This window comes from Modicisalibacter muralis (genome assembly GCF_900102945.1).
Taxonomy (GTDB): Bacteria; Pseudomonadota; Gammaproteobacteria; order Pseudomonadales; family Halomonadaceae; genus Modicisalibacter; species Modicisalibacter muralis.
The window spans coordinates 547,596-563,337 of the sequence record NZ_FNGI01000001.1; the positions used below are offsets into that span (position 1 = coordinate 547,596).

Here is a 15,742-nt window from a genome sequence, read left to right on the forward strand (position 1 = left end):
GGCACTCATGGCGTGTCTCCACGCGGCGCATCGTCATTGTGGCGCCGACGCACCTGGGCGGCGATTGCCTCCCAGCGCGTCTCCAGCGTGGCGTCGAGTTCGCCGCTGGCGCTGGATGCGCGACAGCCACCACGACTGATCAGGTCGTCGGGTTGAAGCTGCCAGCCGGCAGCCTCGAACTCACCGCTCAGATGCGCCTTGACCAATAGCAGATCGGCGGGATGCAGCCACAGCCGCGGCCGGCCCGACAGTGCCGGTTCCACATGCAGCAGCTCGCGAGCGATATCGAGCACTTCCTCGGGATGTGCTTCCAGAGCTTCGCTGGCAAGCTGGCGCCCGGCGGTGAGCGCCAGATCGACCAGTCGCTCGGCAACCTCGCCATCGAGGCTGTCGAGCGCCTCGCGAAAATTTTCCGCCAGGGACAACACGGGTTGCAGGGTCTTCAGGGTCTGACTCTGCATTTCCTGCTCGCCGGCAGCGCGGCCTTCGCTCAGGCCTTGCTCGAAGCCGTCCTGCTTGCCTTGCTCGAAACCCTCCTGGTAAGCGGCGTCATAGGCTTCCTTGCGGGTTTTTTCGCGCAGTTCCTCGATTTCGGCGTTGCGCTGAAAAACCTGCTGACGAACGGCTTCCTGGCGCGAGCGTTCGCGCTGACGGCGCGCTCGCTCGGGCGCGCCCAGTTCGTCCATCTGCCAGCGACGCCAGTCGCCGGTGTCGCGCTCGGGCGCGACCGGGCGCTCAGACATAACTGTCGTCTCCGCCGCCTAGCACGATCTCGCCGCTGTCGGCCAGCCGGCGCACCACCTGCAAAATCGCCTTTTGTTCGTTCTCGACCTGCGAGACGCGAATCGGACCACGCGCCTCGAGGTCTTCCTGAAGCAGTTGCGCGGCACGCTGCGACATGTTGGCCATGAACTTTTCGAGCAGCGCATCGGGCGCGCCCTTGAGCGCCACCACCAGCGAGTTGGTATCGATTTCCTTGAGGATGAGCTGGATGCCGCGGTCGTCGATATCGATGAGGTTCTCGAACAGGAACATTTCGTCGATGATCTTCTGCGCCAGATCCTCGTTGTGAGCGCGCACGGTTTCGATGACCGCTTCTTCCTGGGAGGAATTCATCAGGTTGAGGATTTCGGCCGCCGTTCTTACGCCGCCCATCTTGCTGCGCTTGAGGTTCTGGCCGTCGAGCATGCCGCCGAGCACTTCGGTCAACTCTTGAAGGGCGGCCGGCTGCACGCCGCTAAACGTCGCGATACGCAGTACGACGTCGTTACGCAGCTTGTCGTCGAACAGTTCGAGGATATCCGCCGCCTGATAGCGTTCCAGATGAACCAGGATGGTAGCGATGATCTGTGGGTGTTCGTCGCGGATCAGTTCCGTGACCATCGAAGCTTCCATCAAGTTGAGTGCGTCGATGCCGGAAGACGCGCCCGAGGTTTCGAGAATATCCTCGATCAGGCTGGAGGCGCGCTCGCTACCCAGCGCCTTGGTCAGCACCGAGCGAATATGATCGCTGGAGTGCAGGTTGATGGCGGTGAATTGCTCGGCCTCGTCGTGGAATTCGCCGAGTACTTTGCGCATATCTTCATGAGATACTTGATCGAGCGAGGCCATTTCCATGCTAATGGCCTGCACTTCCTTGGCGGACAGGTATTTGAACACTTCGGCCGCGCTATCCTCGTCGAGGGATAGCAGCAGGATTGCGCCTCGGCGGGCGCCGCTCATTTCACTCATGTGTTTATCCAGCTTCTGACGATCATGGCGATCAAACGCGGATCTTCCTGGGCCATCTCGCGGGCGTCCTTGAGATTCTGCTCGTAGGCCGATGAGCGACGACGACGTGGGCGTGGCGTTTCCACGGCCTCGTCTTCCTCGTCTTCCGCGCTGTCGACGGCTCCGACCGGCACCGGCGTGCGCAACGCCGGGCCGGCGAGCTGTGCGGGTGCCTGACGCTTGATCAGCGGGCGCAACACCATGAACCACAGCAGCAGGGCGGCAATCAGCACCAACAGGTAGCGGCCAAGGGTCATGGCCAGGCCAAGCGCCTGCGGCGTTTGCCACCAGGGCAGGATTTCGACCGTGTGTTCCGGCTGGGTGAAGGGGCTGTTGACGACCTCCACGGCATCGTTGCGCGTCGCGGAGAAACCGATCGCCTGGCGTACCAAGCGCTGGATCTGCGCCAGTTCGATATCGCTGAGCGGCTCCATCACGGTTTCGCCCTGGTCGTTAATCGTCTCCTGATAATCGACGACGACGGCGACCGACAGGCGCTCGACACTGCCACGCGAATACTGCACGTGTTCGACGCTGTGATCGACTTCGTAGTTGACGATATCGCTGCGGTCGAGCCGGCTCGGTGGCGTGGCGTCCTCGGTGTCGGTCTGGGCGGTATCGGCGACTTGATCCTGCTGCTGATCCTCTCCGGCCTGTTCGCCTTCCGCGTTGCTACCCAAATCGATGGGCGAGGGCGCAATGCCGGGTGGTGTATTGGTTAGCGCGCCGGGCACGCCCATGGCCAAGCCGTCGCCTCCGGAGTAAGAGGCGCTGGTCTGACGGCTGCGTATCGCGGCCTCATTGGGTGCTTGGTTTGGCGTGTAGGTCTCGGCGGTCTGCTCGCGGATCGAGAAATCGATTTGCGCGGCGACCTGGGCGCGTACGTTATCGGCGCCGAGGATCGGTGCAAGGATATGTTCGATGCGCTGCTGATAGGAGCGTTCGACTTCCTTGGTGTATTCCAGTTGCGTGCCGTCCAGGCCGCCCAGGCTACTGCCATCGCGCGATAGCAGATTGCCCTGCTGATCGACCACGGTAACGTTGTCGGCGGCAAGTTCGGGCACGCTGCTGGAAACCATGTGCACGATGGCGTTGACCTGACCTTCGCCCAGCGTGCGCCCAGGCTGCAAGGTGAGTATTACCGAGGCCTTGGCCGGCTCGCTTTCGCGCACGAATACCGACGGCTTGGCCATCGCCAAGTGGACGCGCGCGCTCTGAACGGGACCCAACGACTGCATGGACAGGGCGAGCTCGCCTTCCAGCCCGCGTTGATAATTGATGTGCTCGGCGAACTGGCTGATACCGAAGGCCTGGCTATCCATGATTTCGAAACCGACGTTGCCGGCTTCGGGCAGGCCCTGTTCGGCCAGCTTCAGGCGCAGCGTGTGCACCTGATCGCCAGGCACCAGCAAGGCGCTACCGCCGGCACCGAATTCATAGGGAATGCCCAGCGTATCGAGTTCGGTAATGATGCGCCCACCATCGGCATTGCTGAGATTGCTGTAGAGAACGCGGTAATCGGGGCTACGCGCCCACATCAGCAGAACGATGAGAATGGCGATAACGGCGGCGGCAGCGATCAACAGAGGAACGCGAGGATTGCCGCGCAGTTGCGATAGCAGCCCAGCGGGGGATGTCCGCTTGTGGGTGGTCGTATCGCGGCCGCCTTGGGACGAGGTCGTCTGATTGGCCGAAACAGCGTCGGTCATGCGCGCCTCCCGGCGATCTTCAGGCCCAGCAGGGCGGTATGATGTGTTTCGACCCGGTAACGGTGGGTCGGTCCAAATAGCATGGCGGTGTCCGGCTCCAGCATGTTGGCCTTATAGCCTGGGCGGTCGGGTGATGGACGTCATTATCCGTGACTGGTGCAAGGCTAAAGGTGCGAAAAGCCCACCTTTTTAGCGTCATTTGCGCATATGGCCGCAGCGCGCGGGTTGCTAGGCTTGCCATCACTATCAATCCGCATGATCCAGGTCGTCACACGAGTCGAATAGCGTGCACGAACCGGGTAGGAGGTTTTATGAGTTCACCCGCCATTCAAGCCGCATTGAGTCAGATGCAGAGCATGGCGACCCAGGCCGGCAGCGATGCCGCCAAGGGCCAACAGTTGACCGCCAGCGTGGGTCAGGGCGGTTTCGCCAGTGAGTTGCAGAATTCGATCGAGCGTATCAATCAGCTCAAGCAGGCGTCCGATGCCAAGCTCGAGGCCTTTCAGGCGGGCGATCCCAATGTGGCGCTCAACGACGTCATGGTCGATATGCAAAAGGCCAGTGTCGCCTTCGAGATGGGTGTGCAGGTGAGAAACCGCTTGGTGACGGCATACAAAGACATCATGAATATGCAGGTCTAGGAACCACTGTATAAATGCCTGCACGGGCTCGGCGCCCCCAACGAATCGCTTCGTTACGCGGTGCTCGAATACTCACCTAACAATATGTTATGTCTCGTCTTCTGTGCCCCGGGCGCCTCGCGACGTAGCGACGCCCGCATCATTTCGTTCGGCGATTTATTCAGCCATTCCTTAATGTGCTCGTTTCTAATCTTGCAACTGCCTCGCAAGGAAGTCGATGCCGGCTTCCATGGCGTTGTAGCGAGTCAGAAACGTGGTGATGTGGCCGCGAAAGCGTAGCAGGTAGAGTTCGCTGTAGATGCCTTGCTCGCGCAGGGCAGTGTAGAAATCCTTGGCGTGATCCGGTGGAACCAGATCGTCCCAGGTGCCGTGAAAGAGGAAAAACGGCGGTGCCTGTGGGTGAATGTGTTTCATCGGCGAGGCTTGTGCGTATTGCAGGGGTACTTCAAGGCGGGTGCCGCCGAGAAACTCCACCACCAGCCGGCCATCGTCGAACTTGAACAGGTTGGTCGGCGTACCCCCGGCGATTACGGCATCGAGCCGTGTTCGTTCACCGCCGTAAGGGCGATCCACTGCCCCGCCTTGCCCCGCTACCACCGCCAGCAGGCTGACCAGGTGTGCCCCCGATGAATACCCCACGCCGGCGATGCGCGAAGTATCGATTCGCCATTCTTCCGACTGCCGGTGAATCCAATGCATGGCCTGCTGCAAATCATGAATCTGCGCCGGGAATTTATACTCCGGGGCGAAGCGGTAGCCGACATTGACGGTGACGAAGCCGCGTCGCGCCAGGCGTTCGGCAATCGGCGCCATGTCCTCGGGCGTGCGGCCCTGCCAGCCACCACCGTGCACCAGTAGCGCCACTGGGCGCTCCACCATATTGGATGTTTCGGGTAGGTAGACATCCGCGAACAGCGGCTGTGGCCAGTCGGGTGACGTATAGCGCTGGTCTTCCAATACGCTGAACGAGAACTCTTCGGGGTACGGTATCGTGGCTGGCGATTGCGGTTCGTTGAGATGGCGGACGCAGCCGCCGAGTGTGAGTAACAAGGCAGGGAGTATCCAAAGGGCGCGCATGACAACTCCATTGTTTTGCGGCTATCGATCCACGTTATCCACGGCTTCGAACAGGGCGGAGCGCTACTCGGGTGAAAAGGGCCTTGCGCTTGGCCTATCGGCCTTACGCTACTACGCGCTATGCGTCCCTTTGGATTCATCGGGAGAGGGGGGAAGTGCCTCGGCAATGACCTGCAACGATGGGCTGGGGCGTGCCAGCAGATAGCCCTGGGCACGCGCGCAATTGAGCCGACGCAGAAAATCCAGTTGAGCCGGCGTCTCGATGCCCTCGGCGCACACATCGCGGCCGAAACCACGGCACAGCGTCAACAGCGACTCGATGATCGCGCGATCCTCGGCGGAGTCGGGCAATCCGGCAATGAACGACTTGTCGATCTTGACCGTGTCGAAGGGAAATTGCTTGAGATGCGAGAGCGACGAGAAACCGGTGCCGAAATCATCGAGTGCGATATTCACGCCCCGTTCGTGCAGGGCTTCGAGTTGTTGTCCCACCCAATGCGGCGACTGGATCAGCGCCGTTTCGGTAATCTCCAGCTCCAGGGCCGATGTTGGCAGGTCACGCCAACGCAATGCCGAAACTACATGGTCGGCCAGTTGCGCATCGTCCATCAGTTGGATGGCGCTGACATTGACGCTGACGAAGAAGCCTTCCGGCAATTGATCGCGTGCCGAGACCAGATGATCGAGTGCCTGATCGATGATCCAGCGGCCCACTTCGACCATCATTCCACTCTCTTCGAGAATCGGGATGAAGACATCGGGGCCGATGGCGCCAAGCTCTTCGTCCTTCCAGCGCAGTAGCGCTTCGGCGCCGATAGGGCATGAAAGATCGTTCAGTGCCCATTGCGGCTGAAAATGCAGCGTGAAGTCGCCGCGAGCGAAAGCGCCTGAAAGACGGCGTTCGATCGATTGATGGCGGCTGGCTTCATCGAGCATGCCGCTCAGATATTGGCGCACGCGGTTGCGACCCTGACGCTTGGCGCGTACCAGCGCGGCATTGGCGCGTCGCAGCAACTCCTCGGCAGTGACTTGGCCGCAGCAGACTACCGCCACGCCGATACTGACGGTCAACTGCAAGCCTTCGACGGCTTCGAAGCGATGCTGTTCGACCTGTTGGCGAAGCCAGTCGGCGAGGAGAAAGGCGTTGCTATCCTGGGCGATATTGACATTGATCGCGAACTCATCGCCGCTCAGGCGTCCCAACAATGCCTCGGGATAGCTTGCCAGAGCGAGGGTCAGACGCTGTGCCAGTTCGCAGAGAATGGTGTCCGCGAGCGCGGTACCGTGCGCGTCATTGAGCCGCTTGAAGCGATCGATGCCGCAGATCAGGACCATCTGCAAGGGTGCCGGATCGTCGCGGCGTGGCGCATTGAGCATCAGCGCTTGCAAGAAACCGGCGCGATTCAACTGGCGTGTCAGCGAGTCATGATGGGTGATCCAGTCGATTTCGCGTTGTGCCTCGAGGGTTTCGCGCAGATCGCGAGCGACGATGATGTAGTTGGTTCGCCCGCTGTCGTCGTGGCGTATGCGCTGGACGACCGCCTGGACGGGTAGCGGTTCGTTGTTGCGCCGACGTAGCGTGGCGTTCAGGCGGACCAGGCGCTGTTGGCCGTTGCGCAGCGGCGCCAGTCGCTCGTCGAGCTCGCCGGCGCTGAGTGAGTCGAGCAGCTTGGCGGGTGGCATCCCAATCAATTCTTCTTTGCTATAGCCGAGTTGTTCTAGCGCTCCCTGATTGCAGTAGATAAAACGCTGCGATTGCTCATCGAAAATCAGAATCAGGTCGAGGGTCGCATCGAGCGTTGCCCTGAACTCCTCGAGCTTCGCATGCAGCGCGGCTTTTTCCGATTCCGCGTATAGCGAGGCGAGCAGGCTGCCGCCGATGTTCATCAGTGGCTTGAGCAGGCGCCTGGCGCGTTCGGGATTGAAGTGCGTGCGCCGATTGGCCATCAGCAGCATGCCGACGCCCCGACCGTCATTCATGAAAGGAACCATCAGTGCGTTGCGCAACGTCGGGTGGCTGGCGGGCAAGTCGTGGGGATGTATCTGGGCAAGGTCGTCTTCGCTGAAGATCTGGATTTCGGGAAGCGAGAGGCGGCCATCGACCAGTGCATTCATGCGTTCCAGGTTCAGACGACGCCCGCCATGCATGAAAAATTTTTGACCCTGCGATGTCACGTCGCCCAGCGACATGCCCAGGATATCGAGATATGCGCCTTTTTCCTGTTGCTTGATTTCTCCGACGAGACCGTATTCACACTCCGTCAGCCGTAGCAGATCGTCGAGTAGTTCGAGCAGCACCAGTCGTGGTGGGGTACCGGCGATGTGGCGCTGCTCGGCACGGTTGATCACCGCGCCGATGCTTTGAACCAACGCCTCTTCGCTGTCGGGTATCAGCAGCTCGGGCTGGTGCCGACGGTGAGCGATTTCCAGGGTGGTCAGCCGGGCCAGGCTTTTCAGCGTGTCGCGTTCCTTGCTACTCAGGACGCGAGGACGATCGCTGGTAATGCAGAACGTGCCCAGCGGCATGTTGTCCGGGCCGTGAATCGGCGCGCCTGCATAGAAGCGGATATGCGGCGGACCGGTGACCAACGGGCTATCGGCGAAACGGGAATCGTGGCGTGCGTCTTCGACCACCATGACGCTATCGCTGCTCAAGGAATGGGCGCAGAACGAGTGCTCCACCGGCGTTTCACGAATCGTCAGCCCATTGACCGATTTGAACCATACGCGTTGTTCGTCGACCAGGCTGATCAGCGCGATGGGCACTTCGAATAAGCGGCAGGCGAGGCGCGTCAGGGCATCGAAACGCTCCTCGAAAGGGGTGTCCAGTAGACGCGTCGACTCCAGCGCCGCGAGCCGTGAGCGATCCTTGACTCCGGGCTGCGGCCGGGAAGAGCGATTAGGATGGTCGCGATGTGTCATTACTCTGCCTGGTCGTGGAGCTATCCAGCGTTCAATGCTCCTGATGTGCTTTGCTCGATACGTTCATGTGTATCTAACAGGAGTTATCGGCAGTGTCGTCGAAAATCTTAGCTCCGGCTATCCGACTTTCGCAATGGCGACAACACTTTACGACTTTTCGATCAGACTTGGTGCTGAATCAAACGGCCTTGCAAGCGCTCCAGGGATTCGGCGATACGCAGCACTTCCTCGCTGGGAATCTGACGAATCACCTCGCCGCTTTCACGATCGACGATGCGTGTAACGACCCGGCTACCGAATTCCTGAAGATGAAATTCCACGCCGTAGTGGCGCATCGCTTCGTTGATACGCTGGACGGGTTCGACCAACTCGCCGGGAGAGGTCTCGGCGGCCTGGGTATTGCTCTGTGCCTGGCTCGCGGCACTGCCGGGCGGTGCCGGTAGGTGAGCGAGCGCGTTTTCCAGGCGTTGGCGGGGCGTCATGTTGGTGGCGGGCGATGTGCTGGACGACGCTGAGGTAGCGTCGTTGATCGGTGAGTTCATTGCGTTGTTCCCTGTAGTGATTCGCGATCGTTATTATTGTCGTGCCACGATGGCTCGTTGGTTCATTGCATGATTTCGATGCGATTGTTGTCGATGTCATCGTCGACGCCGATAGTCAGTAAAACGGCGTACGCATAGCCAATTTGCGCCTTGTAGGCTTTCAGTTTCTTGATGTCCTGATGCTTGCCAAAATCGTTGGTGCTTTTGCTGAGCTCGATGGCGGCGAGGTTCTGCGAGGTGCCACGCTTGTGGATGACGATATCCGGGTAGATCGTGCGCGCCTCGGTTGCTGCCGTATCCGTGGTGGCAATGATGTGATTCATGTGCTTGCCGAACGAATCCCAGCAGTTGTATTCGCAATCGACGTCCCAATCGGAAAATACCGATTGGAGATGCATTGCCAGTCTGAAGGAGATTGCCCGTTCATTGGCGGCTTTTCTGAGGATGTAGGTGTCCCTCTCGGTCAGCGTATGCAGCGCCTGATCGAGGTGTTCCAGAAAAGCGGTTTCCGATGTCGTTCTGATGGCTTGTAATGATGTCATCGGTTGTCTCGCTAACGTCAAATAAATGGCGAGTCACAAGGGCAAATGCGCGAGGCTTCGTTGCCAAGCCAGTCGACCAATAAGACTCCTTTGGAGCGTTATCGGCCGCTTATGAAAAATATTTAACCTGGGTTATGGATAAAATCGCAAAACCCTGCATAGGAGGGGGTGGCTGCGCCAAGCGGCGCATGGAGAAGTCAACAAATCCGTCAGGCCATGGCCCACAGTGGATCGGCGCTGGGTACGTATTGCGAAAGGCCCGGTGCCATTGACTGGTAGGTCTGTACGGCCTTGTTGGATTCGCTCTGTGCTGTCTGGGAGGTGTCCTGCGACTGCTGGGTCGTCGATTGTGTCGCGGCGAATAGGGGCGACGCGGTGGTGGTGCTCTCTATACTAACCGCGTCTTCACTGTTCGATGCCTCGCGGCGTTGTAGCGCAAGTTCCAACTGCGCGGCCATCATGGTTTGGCTCGCCTGAGCGGCGATGGCACGGTCCTGGGCGGAGGGCTCGGCCGGGGCCAGCGCCGCTGCGCGAACCTTGCGCATCTTTTCGATGGTTGCCTGTGGGTCGCCAGGGACGGCGCCGACATCGATCGGGACTTCCCCGGCTACGGCATAGCGTCCGCCATCCGGGCCGCGCTCGAAGGTATAGCTGGCCCCACCGGCGAATTGGCCGCCGACGACCTGATGAGCGAGTTCGTGGTTGCGAACTTCCCGGTCGCGAACCTGGAGGCTCTTCAACTCAGTGATATCTTCCGGCGCCAGGGCCTGGCCATTCGCGCCCTTGGGGGCGGTGGGGTCCTGGCTGGCGCCTTGCCTATCCTGCTCGCCGGTATCGGTAGCTTCCTGATCGGTGCGTTGTGCGCCATCAGCCGATGCGTTGCGGGCGCTTGCCGTTGACGCTTCATTGCCTTCCGCTCTGGCGGCGTTTTCGGTTGCGGCCGGTGCCCGGGGATCGTCGGCGTTGTTCGTCAGTGGCGGTTGGATGCCGGTCACTTGGGGAAGAGGCGCCTGCCTGGTGTCGCTCGGGCGGGCGGACGAAGCGATCGAGGCGACGCCGTTCGACTCGCTGGGCCGTGCCACGTAAGGCATGTAGGAAAGAACGGGAGCGATCTGCATGACCGGTTTGTCGTCTTTTGTGTGAAGAACTAAAGTATTGTCCAGATCAAGCGTTTTTAGCAACATCGCTTAATCCACGCTGACGGCCCTGATGACCTGCCTGTATGAATAGCCTCGATGTAACGATCAAACTGTCGGCCGCCCAGTGCCTGGCGCATTATCAGGGGCGTACCCAGCAGGTCTATGTGTATAGCCTGGATGGCCGAAGGGTGGTGTTTCCCGCCAGGGCGTTACGTCATATCGTCACGCATGAGGGCATCGATGGCGTTTTTCGGCTGTATTACAGCGATGCCGGCCAGTTCGAGTCGATCGTGGCGTTGTAGAAGGGGCCCCGGTCAACCACGGGAAAGCAGGATATCGTCAAACGGCGGTTGCCACGGGATGCGCTCGCTCGATTCGCTGGCGACGCTTGGGATCGTGAAGCGCTTCCCATAAATCGTTGTCGTGCTGCAGTTTCAGCCAGAATTCGGCGGAGTTGCCGAAGACTCGCGAGAGCATGAGCGCGGTGTCGGCGGTAATCACGCGGCGGTTGCGACACACCTCGTTGACCAGCCGGCGCTGAATACCCATGGCTTGGGCCAGTTGCGTCTGGTTGATCCCCATGGGTTTCATGAATTCCTCGATTAGCGTTTCACCCACGCTAGTGGGCCGTTCATACGATCTGCTCATGTCGGTCATCTGTCGATATGTTCATGGGCCCGTTTATTAAGCTTTAGCGCTCCCCGACCAGCGATGCCAGGAATCGTTGACGTCTATCGGCTTCGCCGATCGGCTGGGCGAGCAGGTGGACCAGCTTGGTAATCGCGGCCTCGGGAGTCATGGCGTCGCCGGAGAGTACGCCGGCATCGATAAGACCGCATCCGGCGGCATAAGTGCCGATCGAGACCGGCCCATATGGGCATTGGCTGATCGCGGCGAGCAGCTTGCCTTCGCCGCTGGCCTGGGCGAGCGTACCGAGAATCGCCGGATCTTCCGCAACGTTGCCGCTACCCCATACTTCCAGTAAGGCGCCATGCACCCCGTCGTCGAGCAGCCAGGCGTTCAGCAGGCGTGAAGACATGCCCGGCCACAGCGCGACACGCACCACGGGTGAGTCGCCGAGCACGGCGTAGTCGGCCATTTCGAAGCGTGGCAGGCCGCGTTGTTGTACCTGAAGGCCACGCGAGGGGTAAAGCACCGGAGAGCCATCGACCATTTCGCCGAGTAGCGGATAATTGGGGCTGACGAAGCCATCGAAGGCGTGGGTATCCCATTTGCGGGTGCGCGTGCCACGGGTGAGCTTGCCGGAAAAGCAGACGGCGACTTCCTGAAGCGCGGGTTGCGCGGCGAAGCGCAGCGCGGCTTCGACATTGGCCAGGGCGTCGCTGTTATCGGCTTCCAGCGGTCGTTGGGCGCCACTCACTACCACCGCCTTGTCGATGCCTTGCAACTGGTAGGCGAGGCTGGCGGCGCTCCAGGCCAGGGTGTCGGTGCCATGCAGTACGACGAAGCCGGAATAATCGTTGTATCGCTTGGCGATGTCACCGGCGAGGCGCTGCCAATCGGTGGGGGTGGCGGCACTGGAATCGATCGGATCGGGATATTCGAGTATTTCGAAAGGAGGTAACGAGGCTTGGCGCGCGGGCGGCAGCGTGGCGAGCGCGACGCGCAGGCGGCTCTCGAAGTCGCCGCCCGGAACCAGGCCATTGTCGCTGGGTAGCATGCCCAGCGTTCCGCCCGAGTAAATGACCAGTAGCTCCGCCTCGTCCATCGCGTCGCTCCTTATGCATGATAAAGGGCGCCAATGATAGCCGAGGAGCGACCGACACTAAAGCGACGCCGCCGAGCGCGCGGCCTGGTCGTAAAGACCGGACATGGCACGCAGCATGCCGGCGACCTGATGCATGTCGTCGCGGTCGAGCCCCATCGATTCAAGCGACTCCACCAGGCACGCCTCGCGAATCTCCGCGTAACGGGTACAGGTCGAGCGGCCCTCGTCGGTGGCACGAAAGAAGGTTTCCTTGCCGTGTTTCTCGCCGCTGACCAACGCCAGCTTGGCGAGCTTCTTCAATGCATAGGTAACGGTATGGGTATCCTCGACATTGAGCACCAGGCAGATATCCGCCTGGCGCTTGGCGCGTTCGCGGTGGTTGACGCTATGCAGTACCAGTACGTCGAGCGCGCCGAGTTCGGCCAGGCCGCTGGCGGTCATGCAGCGTACCATCCAGCGGTTGAAGGCATGACCGGCGACGATCAAGCCATACTCGAACTCGGAAAGCTCCTGGGCGCTGTGCGACAGGTGCTCGGAGGAGACGATCGGGCCGCGTTTGCTGTTGAGCCGGCGCGGCGATTTCTCGGGTTGCTGATTCATCAGGGTCCACTCATGGCTTGCGGCAGGTACGTAGCGATCTCCGGGAAAAGGGTGATGAGCAGCACGCCCAGCATCATCAGAAAGAAGAACGGCAAGGCCGCGTAGGCGATGCTGAGAATGTTCTTGCCGGTCATGCCTTGCAGCACGAACAGGTTGAAGCCGACCGGCGGGGTGATCTGCGACATCTCGACCACGATCACCAGGTAGATGCCGAACCAGATCAGATCGATGTTGGCGGCTTCGACCATCGGCAGCAGAATCGACGTGGTCAGGACCACCACCGAGATGCCATCCAGAAAGCAGCCCAGCACGATGAAGAACAGGGTCAGTACGACCAGCAACATATACGGTGAGAGGTTCTGAGCGGCGATCCAGGCCGCTAGGTCGCTGGGCAGGCCGGTAAAGCCCATCGCCGCAGTGAGAAACGAGGCGCCGGCGAGAATGAAGGCGATCATGGTCGATGTGCGCACCGCGCCGAGCGTGGCCTCGATGAAGATGCCGCGATTCATGGCGCCCTGCCAGCGCGCCAGTATCAGCGATAGCACCACGCCCACGGCGGCGGCTTCAGTGGGCGAAGCCAGACCGGCATAGATCGAGCCGATCACCCCTACGATCAGCCCCAGCATCGGGATCAAGCGACGCGAGCGGCGTAGTTTCTCGAGCAGGGAAGTGTGTTCGTCGGCAGTGGGAATGCGCTCGGGAAAACGCCATGACCACAGCATCAGGTAGCCGGAAAACAGCACGACCAGCATCAGGCCGGGAAGAACGCCGGCAATGAACAGTCGGGCGATGGATTGGTCGGTGGCCACGCCGTAAACGATCAAGATGATCGACGGGGGAATCAGCAGGCCTAGGGTGGCGGAGCCGGCCAGAGTGCCGATCACCAGTCGCTCGTCGTAACCGCGCCGCGTCAGTTCGGGAAGCGACATCTTGCCCATGGTGGCGCAGGTGGCCGCCGACGAGCCGGAAACGGCGGCGAACAGGCCGCAGCCGACCACGTTGGTATGCAGCAACCGGCCGGGGATACGTGTCATCCACGGCGCCAGGCCGGTAAACATGTCTTCGGCGAGGCGCGAGCGAAACAGGATCTCGCCCATCCAGATGAACATCGGCAGGGCGGTCAGCTCCCAGCTATAGCTGGCACTCCAGATATCCGTGGCCATGACGTCGCCGGCGGGAATCGAGGTGAACTGGCTGATGCCGAGCCAGCCCAGGCCCATCAGCGAGAAAGCCACCCATACGCCGCTGCCCAGCAACACGACCAGCGCGGTCAGCAGAACCAGGGTCAAGGTGAGCATGGCTATGGCTCCGGGCTATGTGCGGCGTCGTCGTCGACTCGAAACGCACCGGGGCGGGTAAAGGCAATCACGCAGGTAGCGAGCCAAGCCTCGGCCAATGCCAGGCAGAACAGCGCGATTCCCAGCAGCATGGCGCCTTGTGGGATCCACAGCGGTACCGGCACCATGCCGTAAGAGACCTGGCCGAAAGCGATACTGTCGGCCAGTAGTACCCAGGTGTACCAGCCCAGATACGCGCAAAGCGCCAGCGCGACGGTCAAACACCATAGTTCCACGAACACGCGAATGCGTGGCGGCAGTTGGCCGGTGACGAGTGTCACGCGAATATGCCCGCCATGCACGAAGGTGTATGCCAGGCCCAGAAAGCTGGCGCCCACCAGCAGAAAGCCGGATACCTCGGCAAGCCCTGGAATCGACAGGCCGAGACTATCGCCGCCGAGTGCAATGACCAACACGTCGAGCAGGCGACCACAGATCTGAGCAGTGATCATCGCGCAGATCAGGCACAGGCACACGGCCGAACCGTAGCCACCAAGGGTATACAGAGGGCGAAGTCGATATCGCATGGCGATCCCGTAAAACGATATTGAAGCGAGACTTTCGGCGCACGTCATGGATGCGCTGGCGGCGTGCGCCGAAAGCCGGGGATTACTATTACTGCTGGAGTTGCTGGTAATTCTGAAGGATTTTCTGCCCCTGTTCCCCGGCACGCTGGACCCATTCCTCGGTCATGGTTTCGCCGATTTCCTTCAACGAGGCGGCGAGTTCCTCGCTGGGTTCGCTGACGGTGATGCCGTTTTCGCGCAGCGCCTTGAGTGCCTGTTCGGTTTCCTTGCGGCTCATCTTCCAGCCTCGCTCCTGAGCCGCTTCGGCGGCTTCAAGTACCGCCTGGCGGGTGGCTTCGTCGAGGCGCTGGAAGGCCTGCTCGTTGACGATCACCATGTTCTTGGGCAGCCATAGCTGGGCGTGATTGAAGTGGCTGAGGTAGTCCCAGGCCTTGGTGTCGGCGCCGGTCGCCGGCGAGGTGATCATGGCATCGACGCGCCCGGTGCTGAAGGCCGTGGGAATGTCCGGTGCCTCGATCTGCGTGGGTACCGCGCCCACCAGCTGTGCCAGGCGCTCGCTGGACTTGTTGTAGGCGCGCATCTTGAGGTTTTCCAGATCGTCGACCGTATCGACTTTTTGCTGGGTATAGATGCCCTGTGGTGGCCATGGCACGGTAAACAACAGGCGCAATTGCTGCTTGGCCAATTCCTCGGCGATGACCTCGCGCGACGCTTCCCACAGGGTCCGCGCCTCTGCGTAGCTCGATGCCAGATAGGGCACCGAGTCGACCTCGAAGATCGGGTTCTCGTTGGCCAGGCGCGACATGATCAGTTCACCGATGGGCACGATGCCCCGGCGTACCGAATTCTTGATCTCGGCATGGCCGATCAGTGCCCCGCTGGGGTGCACGGTAATATCGAGTTCGCCATTGGTGCTTTCGCGAACGTCGTCGGCGAACTCGCGAATGTTGACGGTGTGGAAGGTGAGATCGCCATAGGGCGTCGGCATGTCCCATTCGGTTGCGGCTTGAACGGTCGTGGGCAGGGTCGTGGCGAATGTCGCAGCGACAGCCAGGCTGGCGAGTAGCGGGTGACGAGCGGTCATTGGAGTCCTCACGATTGGTGTTGTTATTGCTGCTCATAAAGCCGTTTTCTTGAAAGCGGCGCGTTAGGCTTCTTGACTGAGGATAGACGGCCTTGCTTTTCACCCAGCCTAGGCAGTCATTCT

Annotated in this window: 16 protein-coding genes; 2 read left to right on the plus strand and 14 right to left on the minus strand. The window is 60.8% G+C overall.

The features are described 5' to 3' along the window. Positions 1–5: 5 nt before the first annotated feature. The 3 genes from BLR92_RS02605 to fliF are packed head-to-tail and all read right to left on the minus strand — an operon-like array spanning position 6 to position 3,479. Positions 6–743 (minus strand): flagellar assembly protein FliH, encoded by a 738-nt coding sequence (locus BLR92_RS02605; protein WP_089725196.1) that lies wholly within the window; start codon positions 741–743, stop codon positions 6–8. Continuing rightward, positions 736–1,731 (minus strand): flagellar motor switch protein FliG, encoded by a 996-nt coding sequence (fliG, locus tag BLR92_RS02610; RefSeq protein ID WP_089725197.1) that lies wholly within the window; start codon positions 1,729–1,731, stop codon positions 736–738. Before fliG ends, BLR92_RS02605 begins: the two co-directional genes overlap by 8 nt. Then, positions 1,728–3,479 (minus strand): flagellar basal-body MS-ring/collar protein FliF, encoded by a 1,752-nt coding sequence (gene fliF / locus BLR92_RS02615; protein ID WP_089725199.1) that lies wholly within the window; start codon positions 3,477–3,479, stop codon positions 1,728–1,730. Before fliF ends, fliG begins: the two co-directional genes overlap by 4 nt. A 311-nt stretch (positions 3,480–3,790) precedes the next feature. Between fliF and fliE the strand changes: the two genes are divergently transcribed. Next, entirely contained in the window at positions 3,791–4,120 is a 330-nt protein-coding gene (gene fliE, locus BLR92_RS02620; RefSeq protein ID WP_089725201.1) for a flagellar hook-basal body complex protein FliE, read from the plus strand. 186 nt (positions 4,121–4,306) lie between these two features. Here the strand turns inward: fliE and BLR92_RS02625 are convergent, their stop codons facing one another. From BLR92_RS02625 to BLR92_RS02645, 5 genes are all read right to left on the minus strand, one after another. Beyond that, positions 4,307–5,197, minus strand: a complete 891-nt coding sequence (locus BLR92_RS02625; protein WP_089725203.1) for an alpha/beta hydrolase — start codon at positions 5,195–5,197, stop codon at positions 4,307–4,309. A 111-nt stretch (positions 5,198–5,308) separates the two neighbouring features. Next, positions 5,309–8,119 (minus strand): sensor domain-containing phosphodiesterase, encoded by a 2,811-nt coding sequence (locus BLR92_RS02630; RefSeq protein WP_089725205.1) that lies wholly within the window; start codon positions 8,117–8,119, stop codon positions 5,309–5,311. A 161-nt stretch (positions 8,120–8,280) separates the two neighbouring features. Then, positions 8,281–8,661 (minus strand): flagellar protein FlaG, encoded by a 381-nt coding sequence (locus tag BLR92_RS02635; protein ID WP_089725207.1) that lies wholly within the window; start codon positions 8,659–8,661, stop codon positions 8,281–8,283. Positions 8,662–8,723: 62 nt separating this feature from the next. Beyond that, positions 8,724–9,203 carry a hypothetical protein gene (locus BLR92_RS02640; RefSeq protein ID WP_089725209.1) on the minus strand — a complete coding sequence of 160 codons (480 nt, stop codon included), beginning with the start codon at positions 9,201–9,203 and terminating at the stop codon, positions 8,724–8,726. Positions 9,204–9,412: 209 nt separating this feature from the next. Further along, positions 9,413–10,321 (minus strand): putative metalloprotease CJM1_0395 family protein, encoded by a 909-nt coding sequence (locus BLR92_RS02645; RefSeq protein WP_245703921.1) that lies wholly within the window; start codon positions 10,319–10,321, stop codon positions 9,413–9,415. Positions 10,322–10,425: 104 nt separating this feature from the next. On the opposite strand from BLR92_RS02645, the gene BLR92_RS02650 reads away from it, so the two are divergent. Next, positions 10,426–10,644 (plus strand): DUF2835 family protein, encoded by a 219-nt coding sequence (locus BLR92_RS02650; RefSeq protein ID WP_089725211.1) that lies wholly within the window; start codon positions 10,426–10,428, stop codon positions 10,642–10,644. Between the two features lie 37 nt (positions 10,645–10,681). Here the strand turns inward: BLR92_RS02650 and BLR92_RS02655 are convergent, their stop codons facing one another. The 6 genes from BLR92_RS02655 to BLR92_RS02680 form a co-directional block, all read right to left on the minus strand. Continuing rightward, positions 10,682–10,990, minus strand: a complete 309-nt coding sequence (locus BLR92_RS02655; protein ID WP_089725965.1) for a HigA family addiction module antitoxin — start codon at positions 10,988–10,990, stop codon at positions 10,682–10,684. A 43-nt stretch (positions 10,991–11,033) separates the two neighbouring features. After that, entirely contained in the window at positions 11,034–12,071 is a 1,038-nt protein-coding gene (locus BLR92_RS02660; RefSeq protein WP_089725212.1) for an asparaginase, read from the minus strand. Positions 12,072–12,128: 57 nt separating this feature from the next. Next, positions 12,129–12,671: a winged helix DNA-binding protein gene (locus tag BLR92_RS02665; RefSeq protein ID WP_089725214.1), complete on the minus strand. Its 543-nt coding sequence runs from the start codon at positions 12,669–12,671 to the stop codon at positions 12,129–12,131. After that, positions 12,671–13,969, minus strand: coding sequence for a TRAP transporter large permease (locus BLR92_RS02670; protein ID WP_217636514.1), 1,299 nt, complete (start codon positions 13,967–13,969; stop codon positions 12,671–12,673). The genes BLR92_RS02665 and BLR92_RS02670 overlap by 1 nt, the downstream gene beginning before the upstream one ends. Before the next feature lie 2 nt (positions 13,970–13,971). Beyond that, on the minus strand, positions 13,972–14,535 hold the full coding sequence (locus tag BLR92_RS02675) for a TRAP transporter small permease (RefSeq protein WP_089725218.1): 564 nt from the start codon (positions 14,533–14,535) through the stop codon (positions 13,972–13,974). Between the two features lie 88 nt (positions 14,536–14,623). After that, entirely contained in the window at positions 14,624–15,619 is a 996-nt protein-coding gene (locus BLR92_RS02680; RefSeq protein WP_089725221.1) for a TRAP transporter substrate-binding protein, read from the minus strand. Positions 15,620–15,742: the final 123 nt, after the last annotated feature.